The organism is Dyadobacter fermentans DSM 18053 (assembly GCF_000023125.1).
Classification (GTDB): domain Bacteria; phylum Bacteroidota; class Bacteroidia; order Cytophagales; family Spirosomataceae; genus Dyadobacter; species Dyadobacter fermentans.
The window spans coordinates 904539-919694 of record NC_013037.1; the positions used below are offsets into that span (position 1 = coordinate 904539).

Consider the following 15156-nt stretch of genomic DNA (forward strand, 5'->3'; position numbering starts at 1 on the left):
GCCGGACGTAATATTGACTTACCTAATATAAAGAGAAAACTGCGGCTATCAGGGCTTTTGAGAAAGTGGGGTTCGTTAAACATTTGTTAGCGATGCGGACCAGGGCGATCCTGTCTGTTTAACGAACCCCAACTCAAATCAATGAGAGCCTTTCAACGAAGCAAGGTCAATCACAAAACGGTATTTGACATCCCCTTTCAGTAATCGCTCATAGGCTTCATTGATCTGCCGGATATCGATCATTTCAATGTCTGCGACAATGTTATGCTGGCCGCAGAAGTCCAGCATTTCCTGCGTTTCGGCGATTCCGCCGATCATGGAGCCGGCAAAGCTTTTGCGTCCCATGATCACGCTGAATGCCGCCACGGGCAGCGGGTGCTCGGGCGCTCCCACGAGGGCCAGCGAGCCATCCACGCGCAGAAGGCGGAGGTATGCATTGATGTCGTGTTCGGCTGATACGGCGTCGAGTATAAAGTGCAGCTTGCCGCGGTAGGCGGCCATTTGATCGGCGTCTTTGGAAAGCACTACTTCATCTGCACCGAGGCGCTGGGCTTCGGCGAATTTGGATTCGGAAGTAGTAAATGCCACCACGTGTGCACCCATGGCTTTGGCAATTTTGATGCCCATGTGGCCCAGGCCGCCGATGCCGACTATACCTACTTTTTTGCCAGGGCCTACATTCCAGTGCCGGAGCGGAGAGTAGGTGGTAATGCCTGCGCAAAGCAGCGGCGCGGTGGCCGCGAGATCGAGGTTGTCGGGAATGCGCAGGACGTAGTTTTCATCCACCACAATGCGCTCCGAATAGCCACCGTAGGTTTGCGTGCCCAGGTATTTGTCCGGCGAGTCGTAGGTGCCGGTCATCCCGGGCTCGCAGTATTGCTCCAATCCTTCCTGGCAATACTGGCATTCGCGGCAAGAGTCTACGATGCAGCCGATACCGACGGTATCGCCGACCTTGAATTTCTGCACGTGGGCACCTACGCTCACCACCTTGCCTACGATTTCGTGGCCGGGAACGCACGGGAAAACAGTGCCATGCCACTCGTTCCGCGCCGTATGCAGGTCGGAATGGCAAACGCCGCAATACAGGATATCGATCTCCACGTCGTGCGCGGTCGGTTTTCTGCGGGCGATATTGAGCTGGTCCAGCGGAGCATCCGCCGCCTCGGTTCCAAATGCTTTGATTTCTGTTGTTTCTACCATGTTATTTTGGGATTATCAAATCAATTTTTCCTTTACAACTTTCGCAGGTACGCCTGCAACGACCGTGTTGGGCGCAACATCGCGACTCACTACGGCACCGGCTGCGACGACGGCATTTTCGCCTACCGTAACACCCGGCAAAATGGTCGCCCCGGCGCCGATCCATGCATTCCGTTTGATATGCACAGGTTTCAGGACCAATGCAAAACGGTCGGCCGGGTCGAGCGGGTGACTCTCGGAAGTGATATTCACCCGCGGGCCGATCAGCACATCGTCTTCGATGGTAATGCCGCCAATATCCAGAAACGAGCAGGCGTGGTTGATGAAAACATTTTTGCCCAGCTTCGTAAAATGGCCCAGATTGATGTAAAATGGGGGAAATATGGTGGTCGATGTGTCGATCTCGCTGCCGATGATCTCGCTGAGGCGTTCGCGTACTTGATCGGTGCCGGTCGCATTTGCATTCATTTGTGTGCATAGCCGGATCGTACGAGCCACGGCGTTGCCGAAGTCGTCATATCCGGCATCCTCCTTTCTGATTGTTTCTCCGGCGCGCATGCGGTCGAAGATGTCTTGGTTGTTTTGCATTCGTAAAAAGGGTGCGGTGTTAAATAGTAGCGGCGTCGATCACAAATCTGTACCGCGCTTTTTTGTCGAGCACTTTTGCCCACGCATCGTTCACTTCGGCGGCTTTGATGACCTCAATTTGCGGAAAAATTTTGTGATCCGCGCAGTAGGTGACCACTTCCTGCGTTTCGGGAATGCCGCCGATCAGCGACGCATTGAAATTAACCCGCGTGTTGGCCAGGCCGATATTGCTCAATGTGAGGTTAAATCCCACCGGCATTCCCACCTGGGTGTAAAAGCCGTTCACTTTTACAGTCGAGGCGTAGGCTGCCACATCGTACTGCACCGGAATTGTCGCGATTAGGTAATCGAGCTTGCCTTTGTAGGGTTTCAGCTTCGCCAGGTCGTCCTGGAATGTTGTTTCTCAGGATGCTTTTCCATGTATGTTTTATGGCTGATTGTTGTATTCTTTGTCAGTTACCGGCTGCTTCCATTGCACAATGCCCTTTTCGGTATTGGGCACAATGTAGAGCTGCTGCATGCTGGCGCCCGGGCTCGCACCGTGCCAGTGCAGCACACCGGGAGCGCATTTGACCACATCTCCTTTTTTGAGCGACTCCTTGGGACCGCCTTCAATCTGGTGATAGCCCCCGCCATCGGTAATGATCAGGATTTGCCCCGCCGGATGCGTGTGCCAGTTCGTGCGTGCGCCGGGTTCGAAGTAGACATTGCCTACGAGTGTCGTGAACGTGCTGTCGGCGGGGACCAGGCCGTAGTTCCAGGCTTTACCTGTGAAGTTTTGCGCCGGACCTTGCTCGCCTTTGGGGAAGATGCCCTTGCTCGCGTCGCGCGCCTGTTGTGCGGTGCTCGGGACTGCCGCTGTTGCCAGTAAGGCCACCAGCATTGCCCTGAATGCCCTGGAATGGAGATGAGTTATTTTTGTCATAGATTTTCATACTGATGATCTACGACAAAATTACCGGGTTAGGATACCTTGGAGTTAAAGACAATCAAACCGATCATTAAGAATTTCAAACCGCTTCGATCCGCAACGCGCGCGGGTTGGTGCCGGTGATCCGTTTGAAAAAATTGTTGAAATAGGTAGGGTATTCAAAACCCAGGGCGTAGGCGATCTCGGAAATGTTCCAGTCGGTGTGCTGCAAAAGCGCCTTCGCCTCGGTGATGATCCGCTCGGTAATGTGGGTAGTAGTGGGCTTGCCCGTCACCTGTTTGACGGCCCGGTTGAGGTAATTGACGTGCATATTCAGGCTCGCCGCATAGTCTTGTGCCGTCTTTAACTGCAACGGCCTTTCGGCACTCTCGATGGGAAATTGCCTTTCGAGCAGTTCCAGAAAAACGGAGGTAATGCGCCCGGCGGCATTCTTCTGCTGGTTATAATTCTCGGAGGGCTGCAACTTCAAAGCTTCGTGGATGATCAGGTTAATGTAGTTGCGCATCAAGTCGTCTTTAAACGAATAGTCGGCCTTTTGCTCCTCTATCATCCTTTGAAACAATGTATTAAGAAACTCCCGCTGTTGCTCCGAAATGTTCAGAATGGGCGTGCCCCCGATCCTGAACAGCGGCGAATGCTGCAAACTCTCGGTCCGTTCCGCCGCATTCAGGAATGCTTCGGAAAACAGGCAGGTGTAACCCACATAGCTGGTAGAAAGCGTTTCCCAGGAGTAGGGGATATGCGGATTGCCGAAAAACAGCACCGTACCTTCGGTTTCGAAGCTGCGGTCGGAATAATGGATTTTGCTCTTACCGGTCGTGAGGCAGATCTTGTAGAAATCCTTGCGGCTATACACGCGCGTTGCCGCGCCATCCTGCTCGATCTGGAATACGTTGAATCCCTTTAGTTTTAACTCGTTATTGAATTCGGATACCGGTCGCTGCTTTATATTTTCCATTTTGCAAAATTAAGAATTGCACGAGTTTTTGATGCTGGGGTTATGAAAATTGCATTGGGATTTTGGGTGACGTCAGGGCGTTTATGTTGGTTGCTCGGTCAGAAGGAGCATTCTGTTTCTAACAGAACCTTTATTATGTGCGTTGTCGGGCTTCGGCAGAGCCATCTGCTTCTAGCAAAACGTTTTTATGCTGGTTTCCTGGCTCCGGCGGAGCCTCCTGCTTCTAGCCGAAAACCAGTTACGCATGTTTCCGGTCGCGTCGGGGCCTCCTGTTTCTAGCTGCAAGCCAGTTACGCATGTTTCCGGCCCCAACGGGGCCTCCTGTTTCTGGCTAAAAATCAGTTACGCATGTCTCCGGCCCCAGCGGGGCCTCCTGTTTCTAGCGAAAGCTGAACTGCGCATGCTATCCGGCTCCGTCGGAGCCTCCTATTTCTAGCAAAAATGAATTACGCATGTTATCCGGCTCTGACGGAGTCCTAGTTGTGGACAATCAAGAGGGCCTCGCTGGGGCCGATGCATCGGCCCCGGTACGTATTTCTAAACAGGAGGCCCCGCTGGGGCCGATGCATTGAAGCGCAAGCGTGCAATTTCTACAAACAGGATGCCCCGCTGGGGCCGGTGCATTGGCGCAGGTTTATAATTCTATAAACAGGATGCCCCGCTGGGGCCGATGCATTGAAGCGCAAGCGTGCAATTTCTATAAACAGGATGCCCCGTTGGGGCCGGTGCATTGGCGCAGGTTTATAATTCTATAAACAGGATGCCCCGCTTAGTCCGGTGCATTGGCGCAGGTCTATAATTCTATAAACAGGATGCCCCTCTGGGGCGAATGGATTGGCACAGGTGTATAATGCCTATAAGCAGGATGCCCCGCTGGGGCCGGTGCATTGGCGCAGGTTTATAATTTTATAAACAGGATGCCCCTCTGGGGCCAATGCATTGGCACAGGTGTGTAATTTTTATAAACAGGAGGCCCCGCTGGGGCCGGTGCATCGGAGCGCAGGCGTGCAATTTCTATAAACAGGATGCCCCGCTGGGGCCGATGCATTGGCACAGGTGTGTAATTTTTATAAACAGGAGGCCCCGCTGGGGCCGGTGCATCGGAGCGCAGGCGTGCAATTTCTATAAACAGGATGCCCCGCTGGGGCCGTTGCATTGACACAGGCCTATAATTTCTATGAACAGGATGCCCCGCTGGGGCCGATGTATTGGCACCGGTATGTAATTTCTATAAATAGGATGCCCGGCCGGGCCGATGCATTGGCACAGGTATGTAATTTCTATAAACAAGATGCCTTGCAAAGACCAATGCATTGCAATTGGTATATATTTTTCTATAAATTCCATCATGAAAATTATCATCACAGGCACGACGGGTATGATTGGCGAGGGCGTTTTGATTGAATGCCTTCAACATCCGCAGATCACCCAGGTTTTGAGCGTCAGTCGCAAACCGTGCGGCGTGGAGCATCCCAAGCTGACTGAATATATCGTTCCCGACTTTTTAACCTTGCAACCCGATGATCCCAAACTGACGGGCTATGACGCGTGCTTCTTTTGCGCGGGCGTGAGCAGCGTCGGCATGAGTGAGGAGCAGTACGAGCGGCTCACGTATGACACGACGATCGCGTTTGCACGCGCTACCGGCCCTTCTCCGCAAATGTCGTTTGTGTATGTGAGCGGCGGCGGCACCGATAGCAGCGAGAAGGGCCGTATGCATTGGGCGCGGGTGAAGGGGAAAACGGAAAACGATCTGATGAAAATGCCTTTTAAGCAGGCATTTGGCTTTCGGATCGGTGTGGTGGAGCCTGCTGCGGGACAGAAAAAGGTGCTGCGTTATTACAAATATTTCTCCTGGCTTATCCCCTTACTCAAAGTGCTGCTTCCGCGGACCGTCAGCACGATGAGGCAGGTGGCGCACGCTATGATCAATGCTGCCCGGAACGGCTACCCTGAAAACGTCATTCAGGTGAAGGATATCGCCATTTTATCCAAACAGGATCCCATTTAGGTCATATAACACTGAAAGCAGGGCCGGAATCACGATTTTTGAATATCAAAACAAACAAGCCCCGGATTACTGATTCCGGGGCTTGTTTGTTTAATCCTGAGATTGCTTATTAACTGATTCTGATAGTGAGTCGTGCAGTTGATAAAGCATTAATAACCGGGATTTTGCGTAATCTTATCGCGGTTGATATCGATCTGGCTTTGCGGGATCGGAAAAACGAGGTTATTCTCGGTCAGCTCGTTCACGAGCCGGATCTGATCCTTTTTACTATTCAGCACCGGGATCGCGCGGCCGGTGCGGACCAGGTCGAACCAGCGGTGGCCTTCGAATGCCAGTTCCACACGTCTTTCCTGCTCGATGGCCAATCGGAATGCCTGCTGGGTGGCCGTGTTGGCGGCGGTTTTGTTCGGTAGCCCGGCGCGGGTGCGTACCAGGTTCAGATAGGTAAATGCTTCGCCGCTGGCCTGGTAAGCGGTTTCGTTCACTGCTTCGGCATACATTAATAATACATCGGCGTAGCGGATCAGCGGGATGTTGTTGCCATTGTCGTTTTTGGCAACGGGCACGTCGTGGTATTTTTTGATAAACCGGTCGGGAATGGTCTGGCCGGCTGCATTGACATAAGATGTTGCCACAGAAACGTCCTTGCGGAGGTCGCCGGTTTCGTAAGCGTTGACAATGTCCAGCGTCGGCTGGTTATTGCCATCGCCGCCAAATGCGATCACCGCATTACCCGAATTCTGAGGCGCAAAGGAGTTCGGCCACGAGTTTCCTTCGCCCGCGCCACCCGATTTGTACTGCACATCGAACACGGACTCCTTGTTGTTTTTGTTCGACACCCTGAAAACATCCGCGTAGGAAGGCAGCAATGCGTAAGTGCCCTGGTCGATCACCTCTTTCAGTTTGGCGGCTGCGGGTGCATATTTTTTCTGTGTCAGATACACTTTGCCCAGATATGCACGTGCGGCGCCCTTGGTGGCCCGGCCATTGTCGGCAGCGGGGTAGGAGACCGGCAGCACGGCTTCCGCTTCGGTCAGGTCTTTCTCTATCTGCGCGTAAACGTCGGCTTTCGGGGCACGGCCAAAGGTGTAACCTTCGTCGGGGTTAGCAACCGGTTTCAGTACCAGCGGAACATCGCCGAAAGTTTGTACCAATGTAAAATACACCACCGCACGCAAAAACTTCGTCTCGGCCATGTACCTGTTTTTCAACGTTTCGTCCATCGTCACACCGCCGATGCGTTCGAGAATGGTGTTGTAGCGGGCGATCGCATTATAGCCTTCGTTCCAGCGATTGGAAATGAACGGGTTGGTAGTACGAATGTAAAAACGGTCGAATTCGTCCTGGTCGGTCACCGAGCCGGAAGCAACCGCCACGGTATTATCCGAAGTGATTTCGCCGAAAACGTAGCTGTTTCCAGCCAATCCTCCCGCTTGCAAAGCCGCATATCCGCCATTGACCGCGTTTTTGAAGTCGTCGGCGGTTCGGTAAAAATTATCGCTCGTCGGCGTCGAAATGGGCCTGAGATCCAGGAACTCGTCGCTGCACGAGCCGAGCAGCACCGTGGCGGCGAGGAAAATGTATGATCTTGCTATTTTCATTGTGTTCAATGTTTTGAAAAAATGCCGATCGCTCGGACTATTAAATGCCGATCAGAATCCAATGTTGATACCCAGCGTGAAAGTTCTAGCCAAGGGATACGAACCATAATCCACCCCGGCGGCCAATGGTCCCGGAAGCGGTGTGCCGGTGGTGGCAATGGCGGCCGATTCATAGTTACTTACCTCGGGATTGTAATTGAGGTATTTGGTAAATGTGAAAAGGTTTTGTGCCGAAGCATAAATGCGCACCTGCTGCAACCTGGCTTTGCTGATCAACGCGGCGGGCAACTGGTAACCAAGGCTTACGTTCTGGATGCGCAGGTAGGAACCATCTTCCACCCAGCGCGTCGAAATCGCATTGTTGTTACCGGTTGTCCGTGCATTGGCGCGGGGCGTTACGCCGTCGCCGGGATTTTCGGGCGACCGCCATCTGTTCAGTACCGTGCTCAGCTGGTTGGCGTTTCCTTCCAGGTTTTCAAAAAAGCGGCGGCTCAGGTTCAGGATTTCACCGCCTTGCGAGCCCTGGATCGCTATGTTTAGGTCAAAACCCTTGTAGGTGAAGGTGTTGGTCATGCCGTAAATGAAGTCGGGCTGGTTGTTGCCGATGATCGTCCGGTCGTTGGCGTCGATCTTGCCGTCGCGGTTGATGTCCTCGTATTTCACATCTCCCGGCCGTGTTGTCGGGTCGTGCGGGTGGCTATCCACGTCGGCCTGGTCTTTGAATACCCCGATTTGTTTAAACCCGAAGAAGCTTCCGATCGGCGATCCGATTTGGGTAATGTTGGTTTCGCCCACGCCGCTCGCGCTGCGGATCGGGTCGCCTGTGGGCCCGAGTGCCAGTACTTTATTGCGGTTCAACGAAAGGTTCAGGCTGGTATTCCAGACGAACGCTTTGGTCAGGTTGCGGGTGTTCAATGCGAATTCCCAGCCTTTGTTTTCCATTTTACCAATATTCTTTACCGCTGTACCAAAGCCGGTTAGCGTAGGCACGTTCACGGATAGCAGCAGGTCTTTGGTGATGCGCCGGTAATAATCCACGATCAGGAATACACGGTTGCCGAACAATCCCACGTCGATACCGGCGTCTAGCTGCTGGCTGCGTTCCCAGCCCAGCTGCGGGTTGGCCAGCGACGATGGCGCCAATCCGTTCACCAGGTTATTGTTGAAGCTGTAATTGTCGGACCGCAGCGTGGCTACATAGGGATAGTTGTTTGTAAATGCATTATTTCCTGCCAAACCATAGCTCACACGCAGTTTCGCCTCCGAAATGGCCGAAATGCTTTTAACAAAATTCTCTTCACTGATCCGCCATCCGAGCGATCCCGCCGGGAATGTCCCCCACCGGTTTTCCGACCCGAAAATGGAAGAACCATCGCGGCGCACGGACACATTCACGAGGTATTTCCCTTTGTAATTATAGTTAGCCCTGGCAAAATAGGACGCAGAGGCATTTTCAAGTCGCTGGGAAACCGCCGTGGTGGTGCTTCCGCTCGCGCTTCCGTTCAAGGTTTCGACCACGTCGTTCGGGAAGGAGCTACCCGTTCCCTGGCTTTCCTGGAACTGGAACCTGGTCGATTCCATACCGATCAGTACGTCGAAATTATGCACATCGCGGAGTGACTTGCTGTAATTGAGGGTTTGGTTAAACAACCAGCTCAGGCCCTGGTCGGAGAATGCAGTACCTGTCGAGACGGACGGCGGCAAAATCTGGTTCAGAGGCATTCGCGACGTGCGGTAGGCATTGCGGCGGTTGCCAGTGAAATTGACGTTCCCGGTTACGCGGTAGGTGAAATCCTTGAAAAGTTTGAGTTCCGCGTAAGTATTTCCAAGAAGATTGGTCGTAATGTACTGGCTGTTGTACTCGGTAATGTTGGCTACGGGGTTGGTGATGCCGGGGTAGTTGTAAGGCGCTGCAAATGCGGTTTGTGACGTGTACGAACCATCCGCAGCATAAATCGGGATCATCGGCATTACCGACAGCGCCGAGTTGATCACCGCATTGTCGGCCCAGTGGCCCGCGTCGCGCACTTCCTGCTGGACGCGGTAAGTAGGGTTGATATTCAAACCTATTTTCAATGTCGGCAGCACATTCACTTCCACGTTGGCACGCATGGTGTACCGGTCCATTGCCGACCGCCGGATCACACCATCCTGCGTAAGGTAGCCGCCGCTGATGCTGTACCGGGCTTTGTCGCTGCCGCCGGAGGCCGAAAGCTGGTAGCTGCTCATTTTGCCCGTGCGGAATATTTCGTCCTGATAATCGGTATAAGGAAGCGCCGCTACCTTGGCAGGATCGTCGAAGTTGAACCAGTCGAACACTTCGCCCCGCGGGTAGCGGTAGCGCAGGTAGTCCGTCGGACGCGCGCTGTTCGGGTCGCTGATGTTGGCACCGGGCACATTGTCGAGGTATGCATTGTTGGAGGCATCTTTTCCGAACTCGGCGAACTGCTGCGAGTTGATCAGGTCGAGCTTTTTACTAACCTGCTGGAAACCGGTAAACATATCGAGGTTGACGCTGGGCTTGCCGCTTTTGCCTTGCTTGGTGGTGACGAGGATCACACCGTTCGAGCCTTTGGAACCGTAAATGGCCGTCGACGACGCGTCTTTCAGCACGTCCATACTTTCAATGTCGTTCGGGCTGAGGTTGGCGAAAATGCTGGCATTCACAATGTTACCGTCGATCACGATCAGCGGTGAGTTACCCGCGCTGATAGACCCGAATCCGCGTACCTTGATCGCGGGCGTCGCGCCGGGCGAGCCGCTGTTTTGCTGCACCACCACGCCCGGTATCTTTCCCTGCAATGCGGTTGCCACGTTCGATACCGGCATATCGCGGAGTTCGCTCATCGGTACCGACGAGATAGCGGCCGTTACATCGGCACGTTTCTGCGTACCATAACCCACTACCACCACTTCTTCCAATGCCTTGGTATCCGTTTGCAATGTGATCTCGACCACGCTTTCATTTTCGATGCTCTTCTCCTGGGGTACGTAACCGACAAAGCTGAAAATAAGCGTCGCCGGGCCGTCAGGAACCGCCAGTTCGTAAGTTCCGTCGATATTGGTGCTGGTCCCGCGCTGGGTGCCCTTCACGACCACGCTTACACCGGGAAGTCCTTCGCCCTTTTCATCCTTTACCACGCCGCGCACCGTGCGGTCGGCCCTGTTCGCGGCCGATTGTTCGCTCAGGCCTGCCGGCGACGGCTGGCCCCGCTCGGGCATTGCCGGGGTGGCCGGGGCCGGGCGGCTGTAAATCATGTATGACTTGTTTTCGAACTGCTCAAAAATCAGGTCGAGCGGCGCGAGGGCTTCCGTTAAGATCGTTTCCAGCTTTTCGGTTTTACGTTCCAGGATGGATGCGTCTACCGTTTTCTGGCTCATCAGCCTGTAATTGTAATTAAAGGCTACGCCATAGCGGCTTGATAAGCTTTTGAAAAACTGCGGCAAGGCTATCCGGGCAGGCTTGCCGGGCTGAGCGGGTGCTTCCTGAGCATACTTGTGCGCATGAGCGACTAACTGGGCGCGTGCGTAGGAATGCGTGAGCACCCCGGCACTAAAAATTAGCCAGCCACTACAAAACAGTAAGTTTTTCTTCATTGGAATACTAATTTTAGGGTTTCAAATAGTTAATGCCACCTGTTGCTTTTTACCTTGGCGGGGACAGAAGCGCAGGTGGATATTTTTATTCTATCACATAGGTTTGGCCGTCTTTCCGGGCTTTTACCTGATAGAGTTTTTCAATCATCTGGAAATAAGAATCAATGGAGTCGGTAGGGATGGTGCCGGCGAAGGTTTCATTCCGGAATGCCGGCGTGCATTGCACGGTAATGCCGTACGTGTCGCTGATCCAGTCGAATATTTCTCCTAACTGTTTGTTTTCCAGGTACATCGCGCCATCTTTCCAGCCGAGCCGGGGCTTCGCTTGTACGGCGGCCTTGGCCAACACCGGCTTCACACGGCTCCGGCTGATCATCTCATTGGGTTTCAGGACAATGTCCGGCGTTTGGCGCGATTGATCCACTACGCGTACCGCGCCCGAGCGGAGCACGACATTCACGTCGCCATGCCGGTTTACGACATTGAATACCGTACCGAGCACTTCCACGTTCAGCTCGTTAGCCATATGCACCACGAACTTGTTGTGATTGGCCGTGTGCCGCACCGAAAACTGGGCTTCTCCATCGAGCCACACCTGGCGGTTGCCCAGCGAATCGGGGGCGTAGCGTAAGGTGGAGTGGCCATTGAGCCAGACTACGGAACCCTCGGGCAGCACGATATGCTTTCGCTCGCCGTAGGCAGTCCGGTATTCCAGCGGTCCCGGACGGAACAACCACAGCCGCGCGGCGCCGACTATCAATAGAATACCCACCAGACTGGCGGCCATTACTACCCAGCGGTTCCGGCCAAACGACCTTACCGGGTGGAACGAGCCCGGTTCGTGCTGCTGAACCGTATGAATGATGTGCTGAAAGAGATCTTGCCCTTGTTCCGACCGCTGCGATTCGGATAGACCATCGTCGGCATCGGTGCCGAGCATTTGCTTCCAATGCATTTCCAGGAGTTCGCGTTCCTCGCGGGTGGCGGTGCCCTCGCGGTAGCGGCGGATCAGGTACTGCAGTTGCTTCTGGTGCATGTGATTGAGTTGGTTTATTGTATGACGGGCCACCGCAACTACTCCCTAAACCATCGTCAAGAAAAATCTTTGATTCGTTCTAAAAAAATTAAATCCAACGCGTATATGGTGGCATCACTAGGATAATACTTAATATTGTTAGACTTTTTTATAGAGATCTGTCTCCACCGTTCATGCAGTTTTCCGCTTCACCGCCAGACCACGACGAGTTACTTGCCGGCCTGAAATCCGGGAACGAGGCGGCGTTCAGGAAGATCTATGAAAAGTTCTGGTCGCCCCTGTACGCGGTCGCCTACAATCACCTTCGCGAGCGGATGGTGGCCGAAGAAATGGTCCAGGAGCTTTTTACCAAACTCTGGCTGAAACGGGACCAGCTGAATATCCACACATCGCTGCAAGCTTACCTGTACAAGGCGATCCGCCACCTCATTTACGATCATATCGACAAGCAGCAGGTGCGGCAGCGCGTGCACGAGGAAATGCTCAGCCAGGGCTCGGAGGCGAGTTATATGACCGAGGAAACGCTCGATTTTCAGGAACTGCAAGTCAGGCTGGCCCAGGCCGTGGATCAGCTGCCGCAACCGGCGCAGGCGGTTTTTAAAATGAGCCGGCAGGAATATTTGTCACCCAAAGAAATTGCGGGCCGCTTGAATGTTTCTTCCAAAGCCGTAGAATATCACCTGACCCGCGCATTGCGCATACTGCGGCTTCGGCTGAAAGATTTTGTTTTGTTTATTTCTCTTTGTCAAATGCTGGGGTAGCAAATGCAGCTCTTTTGATGAATAGCAAGTCTCAAAGACCACAGTAAGAACATTAAAGCGATGCACGATTTACTATTCGATTTTATATCAAAATACATTTCGCTGACAGAAGATGAAAAAAAGGCAGTCGTTTCGCTGGCTATATTTCGCTCAGTAAAAAAGGGAACAATTCTGCTTAGAGAAGGGGAGAAGTCTAACGATGGCTATTTTGTTCTGAAAGGCTGTATCCGAACCTACTATATCGTAGACGGTGAAGAAAAAACGACAGCATTCTACACCGAAATGGAAGCCTTGACGCCGCATTGCGTTATCAATAAAGCTCCTTCCGAATATTTTATTTCTTGCGTGAACGATTCGATTTTACTCGTTTCAAACCCGGATATGGAAACAGAAATATTCAGCAAGTTTCCGAAGTTTGAAAGCCTTTGCAGGATATTGGCAGAAGAATTATTAGCTAAACAGCAGATCAATTTTGACGAGTTTAAAACATCTTCTCCCGAGCAGCGATATCTGAATCTGTTGGAGAAAAGGCCGGACCTCGTTCAGCGCGTGCCGCAGCACCAGTTGGCCAGTTACCTCGGGATGAAGCCGCAATCGCTAAGCAGGCTACGGGCTAGGATTTTGGAGAAAAGCAAAGTATTGAGCGTCATTTCTTAACCAAAGTGAACGTTTTTTGGCTGGGGGCCAATCTAATTTTGCATATCATTCAACCACAAACGGATAGATATGCAAAAGAGAATTTTACGGCTCGCCCTGGTTTTGCTGATGGCAGGCACGCTGCAAGTGAAAGCCCAATATGCCAAAGAAGACAGCACTTACAGAAAGTGTTTTATTGGCAGCACCCTATTTATGATTGCCAATGTAGTGCCTGACAATAACCCGCCCCAAATGATTTATCTGAATTTGGGCTACCGCATTACCGGAAGGGATGTCGTTTCACTTGAATTCAAAACCTGGAAATATGGATGGCCTATCGGAATTCCGTATGGGAAATCTTTTGAAGCTGAAGGTGAAGGATTTCCTGGTTATATTCGCGAACACGGAGTTTCGCTTAATTACCAAAGATTTTTATGGAAAGGCCTTTTTGCTCAGGTTGACGTGATGCCTGCTTTTCAAAGTTTTGTCAATAAAGAAGGTAAGAAAATTGATAAAGGATTTCAGATATTTAATACTTATTCCATCGGTTATCACATTAAACTTTTCAAAGACCGGCTATTTTTTCAACCTTCCATTGCCATGACGCATCGTCCCTACCAATCCACCATGCCCGGTTCGTTTAAAGAGGTGGATGACAGATGGTCAAGGGTATTTTTCGGGCAGCCCGGGCTGCATTTTGGGTTCAATTTTTAAACTTGTATCGATGAGAGCCTTCATACTCAGTGTCGTCTTATTTGCAGTTTGCATTGGATGTGCGAAACAGCCGTCTTTACCATCAGACAGCAAATTCAACGTGACTGCCGTTTTAAATGACACAGCCTGGTTTGGAACCGGGAAAGTATTAAGGCTTATAGAGCAAGGGCAAAAAATTGAGAACGCAAAAAAGTTTACCCTGGTCGTGTTTACCGATATTGATTACCCAGGTATGGGAAATGGCCCTAATCCAAACACCGACAATGGATGCGTTGATCCTGAATGCACCAGGACTCAGGGATTGTTGATTTACAATGTCCCATTAAAAAAGGGTACTTATAAGATTAGTAAACTGGATAAGAAAAGTGAGCTGCCGAATGAGCATGCGAATTTCGCTTATATTGGAAATTCGGGCGGAATGCTCAATCGCTATATTTACACCGGATCAACTCCCGGAACGATCAAAATTACCAAAGTCAATAAAGCGCTGGGAACAGTGGAAGGCAGGTTCGATATTTCGTTCAGCCAGGATACTATCCTTGACTTATTACCGCTGCGAGGCAAAATGCGGACGACGGCGCATTTCAGGAACGGCCTCTTTCGTATTAAGATCACAGATGTTTTACTTAAATAGGTTAGGTGCCAATTTTGAATCTGCGAAAAGAGTTTACTTCAATATTCCATGCTGCCTCTTTTTGCCTTTTTCAGCATGCGTTGTAACTCCCAGCTTCGTGAGAATTTGATCTGTTAAGTCAGTTTGCATGTCAGCTGAAAATACCACCAGGGGTTTTGACTCGCCGGCATTGTAATCCGCATATTTTCTGGAAATGTACGTCACCTGAAATTCCTTTGCGCATGCTGCAATGGCGGCTTTCACCGCCTTTTCGATTTCGGGAAACTTGCTGGCGTATTTTGTGCGCAGGTCACGGTCTGCATTTGCCTGGAATTCCTGCATGGAAGTTTCAAGTGCTCCCAGTTCGGTTGCTTTATCTTTTAAAACAGGTTCAGGCGTTTGTTTGCCGAGTTGCTGATACGCTTGCATTTTCTGCTGATAAATGGCCAACTTCTCTTTTTGTACTGCCTGATATCTCGACGATGCGGTATCGATTTCGGCCATCAG

Annotated in this window: 14 protein-coding genes; 5 read left to right on the top strand and 9 right to left on the bottom strand. The window is 51.8% G+C overall.

The genetic code is table 11. The annotated features are described in order from the left end of the window. Window positions 1-138: 138 nt before the first annotated feature. From DFER_RS03790 to DFER_RS03810, 5 genes are all read right to left on the bottom strand, one after another. Window positions 139-1203 carry an NAD(P)-dependent alcohol dehydrogenase gene (locus DFER_RS03790; protein WP_015810283.1) on the bottom strand — a complete coding sequence of 355 codons (1065 nt, stop codon included), beginning with the start codon at window positions 1201-1203 and terminating at the stop codon, window positions 139-141. A gap of 15 nt (window positions 1204-1218) precedes the next feature. Next, complete coding sequence (locus tag DFER_RS03795) at window positions 1219-1791, bottom strand: DapH/DapD/GlmU-related protein (protein WP_015810284.1); 573 nt, start codon at window positions 1789-1791, stop codon at window positions 1219-1221. A 19-nt stretch (window positions 1792-1810) separates the two neighbouring features. After that, the gene (locus DFER_RS03800) at window positions 1811-2116 is read right to left on the bottom strand and encodes an MDR/zinc-dependent alcohol dehydrogenase-like family protein (RefSeq protein WP_050774605.1); all 306 of its coding nucleotides are present in this window, start codon (window positions 2114-2116) and stop codon (window positions 1811-1813) included. Window positions 2117-2218: 102 nt separating this feature from the next. Further along, complete coding sequence (locus DFER_RS03805) at window positions 2219-2716, bottom strand: cupin domain-containing protein (RefSeq protein WP_229206168.1); 498 nt, start codon at window positions 2714-2716, stop codon at window positions 2219-2221. A gap of 85 nt (window positions 2717-2801) precedes the next feature. Then, window positions 2802-3680, bottom strand: a complete 879-nt coding sequence (locus DFER_RS03810) for a helix-turn-helix domain-containing protein (RefSeq protein WP_015810286.1) — start codon at window positions 3678-3680, stop codon at window positions 2802-2804. A 1348-nt stretch (window positions 3681-5028) separates the two neighbouring features. Between DFER_RS03810 and DFER_RS03815 the strand changes: the two genes are divergently transcribed. After that, window positions 5029-5691 (top strand): Rossmann-fold NAD(P)-binding domain-containing protein, encoded by a 663-nt coding sequence (locus DFER_RS03815; protein ID WP_015810289.1) that lies wholly within the window; start codon window positions 5029-5031, stop codon window positions 5689-5691. Window positions 5692-5840: 149 nt separating this feature from the next. On the opposite strand, the gene DFER_RS03820 is transcribed toward DFER_RS03815, so the two are convergent. The 3 genes from DFER_RS03820 to DFER_RS03830 all read right to left on the bottom strand — a co-directional run bounded on the left by DFER_RS03820 (window position 5841) and on the right by DFER_RS03830 (window position 11925). After that, a complete protein-coding gene (locus tag DFER_RS03820) occupies window positions 5841-7292 on the bottom strand; it encodes a RagB/SusD family nutrient uptake outer membrane protein (protein ID WP_015810290.1) in 1452 nt (483 codons plus the stop codon). Between the two features lie 51 nt (window positions 7293-7343). After that, complete coding sequence (locus DFER_RS03825; protein WP_015810291.1) at window positions 7344-10889, bottom strand: SusC/RagA family TonB-linked outer membrane protein; 3546 nt, start codon at window positions 10887-10889, stop codon at window positions 7344-7346. Window positions 10890-10974: 85 nt separating this feature from the next. Then, complete coding sequence (locus DFER_RS03830; RefSeq protein ID WP_015810292.1) at window positions 10975-11925, bottom strand: FecR family protein; 951 nt, start codon at window positions 11923-11925, stop codon at window positions 10975-10977. Window positions 11926-12098: 173 nt separating this feature from the next. Between DFER_RS03830 and DFER_RS03835 the strand changes: the two genes are divergently transcribed. The 4 genes from DFER_RS03835 to DFER_RS03850 all read left to right on the top strand — a co-directional run bounded on the left by DFER_RS03835 (window position 12099) and on the right by DFER_RS03850 (window position 14670). Further along, window positions 12099-12686: an RNA polymerase sigma-70 factor gene (locus tag DFER_RS03835; protein WP_015810293.1), complete on the top strand. Its 588-nt coding sequence runs from the start codon at window positions 12099-12101 to the stop codon at window positions 12684-12686. Window positions 12687-12746: 60 nt separating this feature from the next. Continuing rightward, entirely contained in the window at window positions 12747-13343 is a 597-nt protein-coding gene (locus DFER_RS03840; protein ID WP_015810294.1) for a Crp/Fnr family transcriptional regulator, read from the top strand. Between the two features lie 69 nt (window positions 13344-13412). Next, complete coding sequence (locus DFER_RS03845) at window positions 13413-14036, top strand: hypothetical protein (protein ID WP_015810295.1); 624 nt, start codon at window positions 13413-13415, stop codon at window positions 14034-14036. 10 nt (window positions 14037-14046) lie between these two features. After that, on the top strand, window positions 14047-14670 hold the full coding sequence (locus tag DFER_RS03850) for a hypothetical protein (RefSeq protein ID WP_015810296.1): 624 nt from the start codon (window positions 14047-14049) through the stop codon (window positions 14668-14670). A 33-nt stretch (window positions 14671-14703) separates the two neighbouring features. On the opposite strand, the gene DFER_RS03855 is transcribed toward DFER_RS03850, so the two are convergent. Then, entirely contained in the window at window positions 14704-15153 is a 450-nt protein-coding gene (locus tag DFER_RS03855) for an OmpH family outer membrane protein (protein WP_229206169.1), read from the bottom strand. Window positions 15154-15156: the final 3 nt, after the last annotated feature.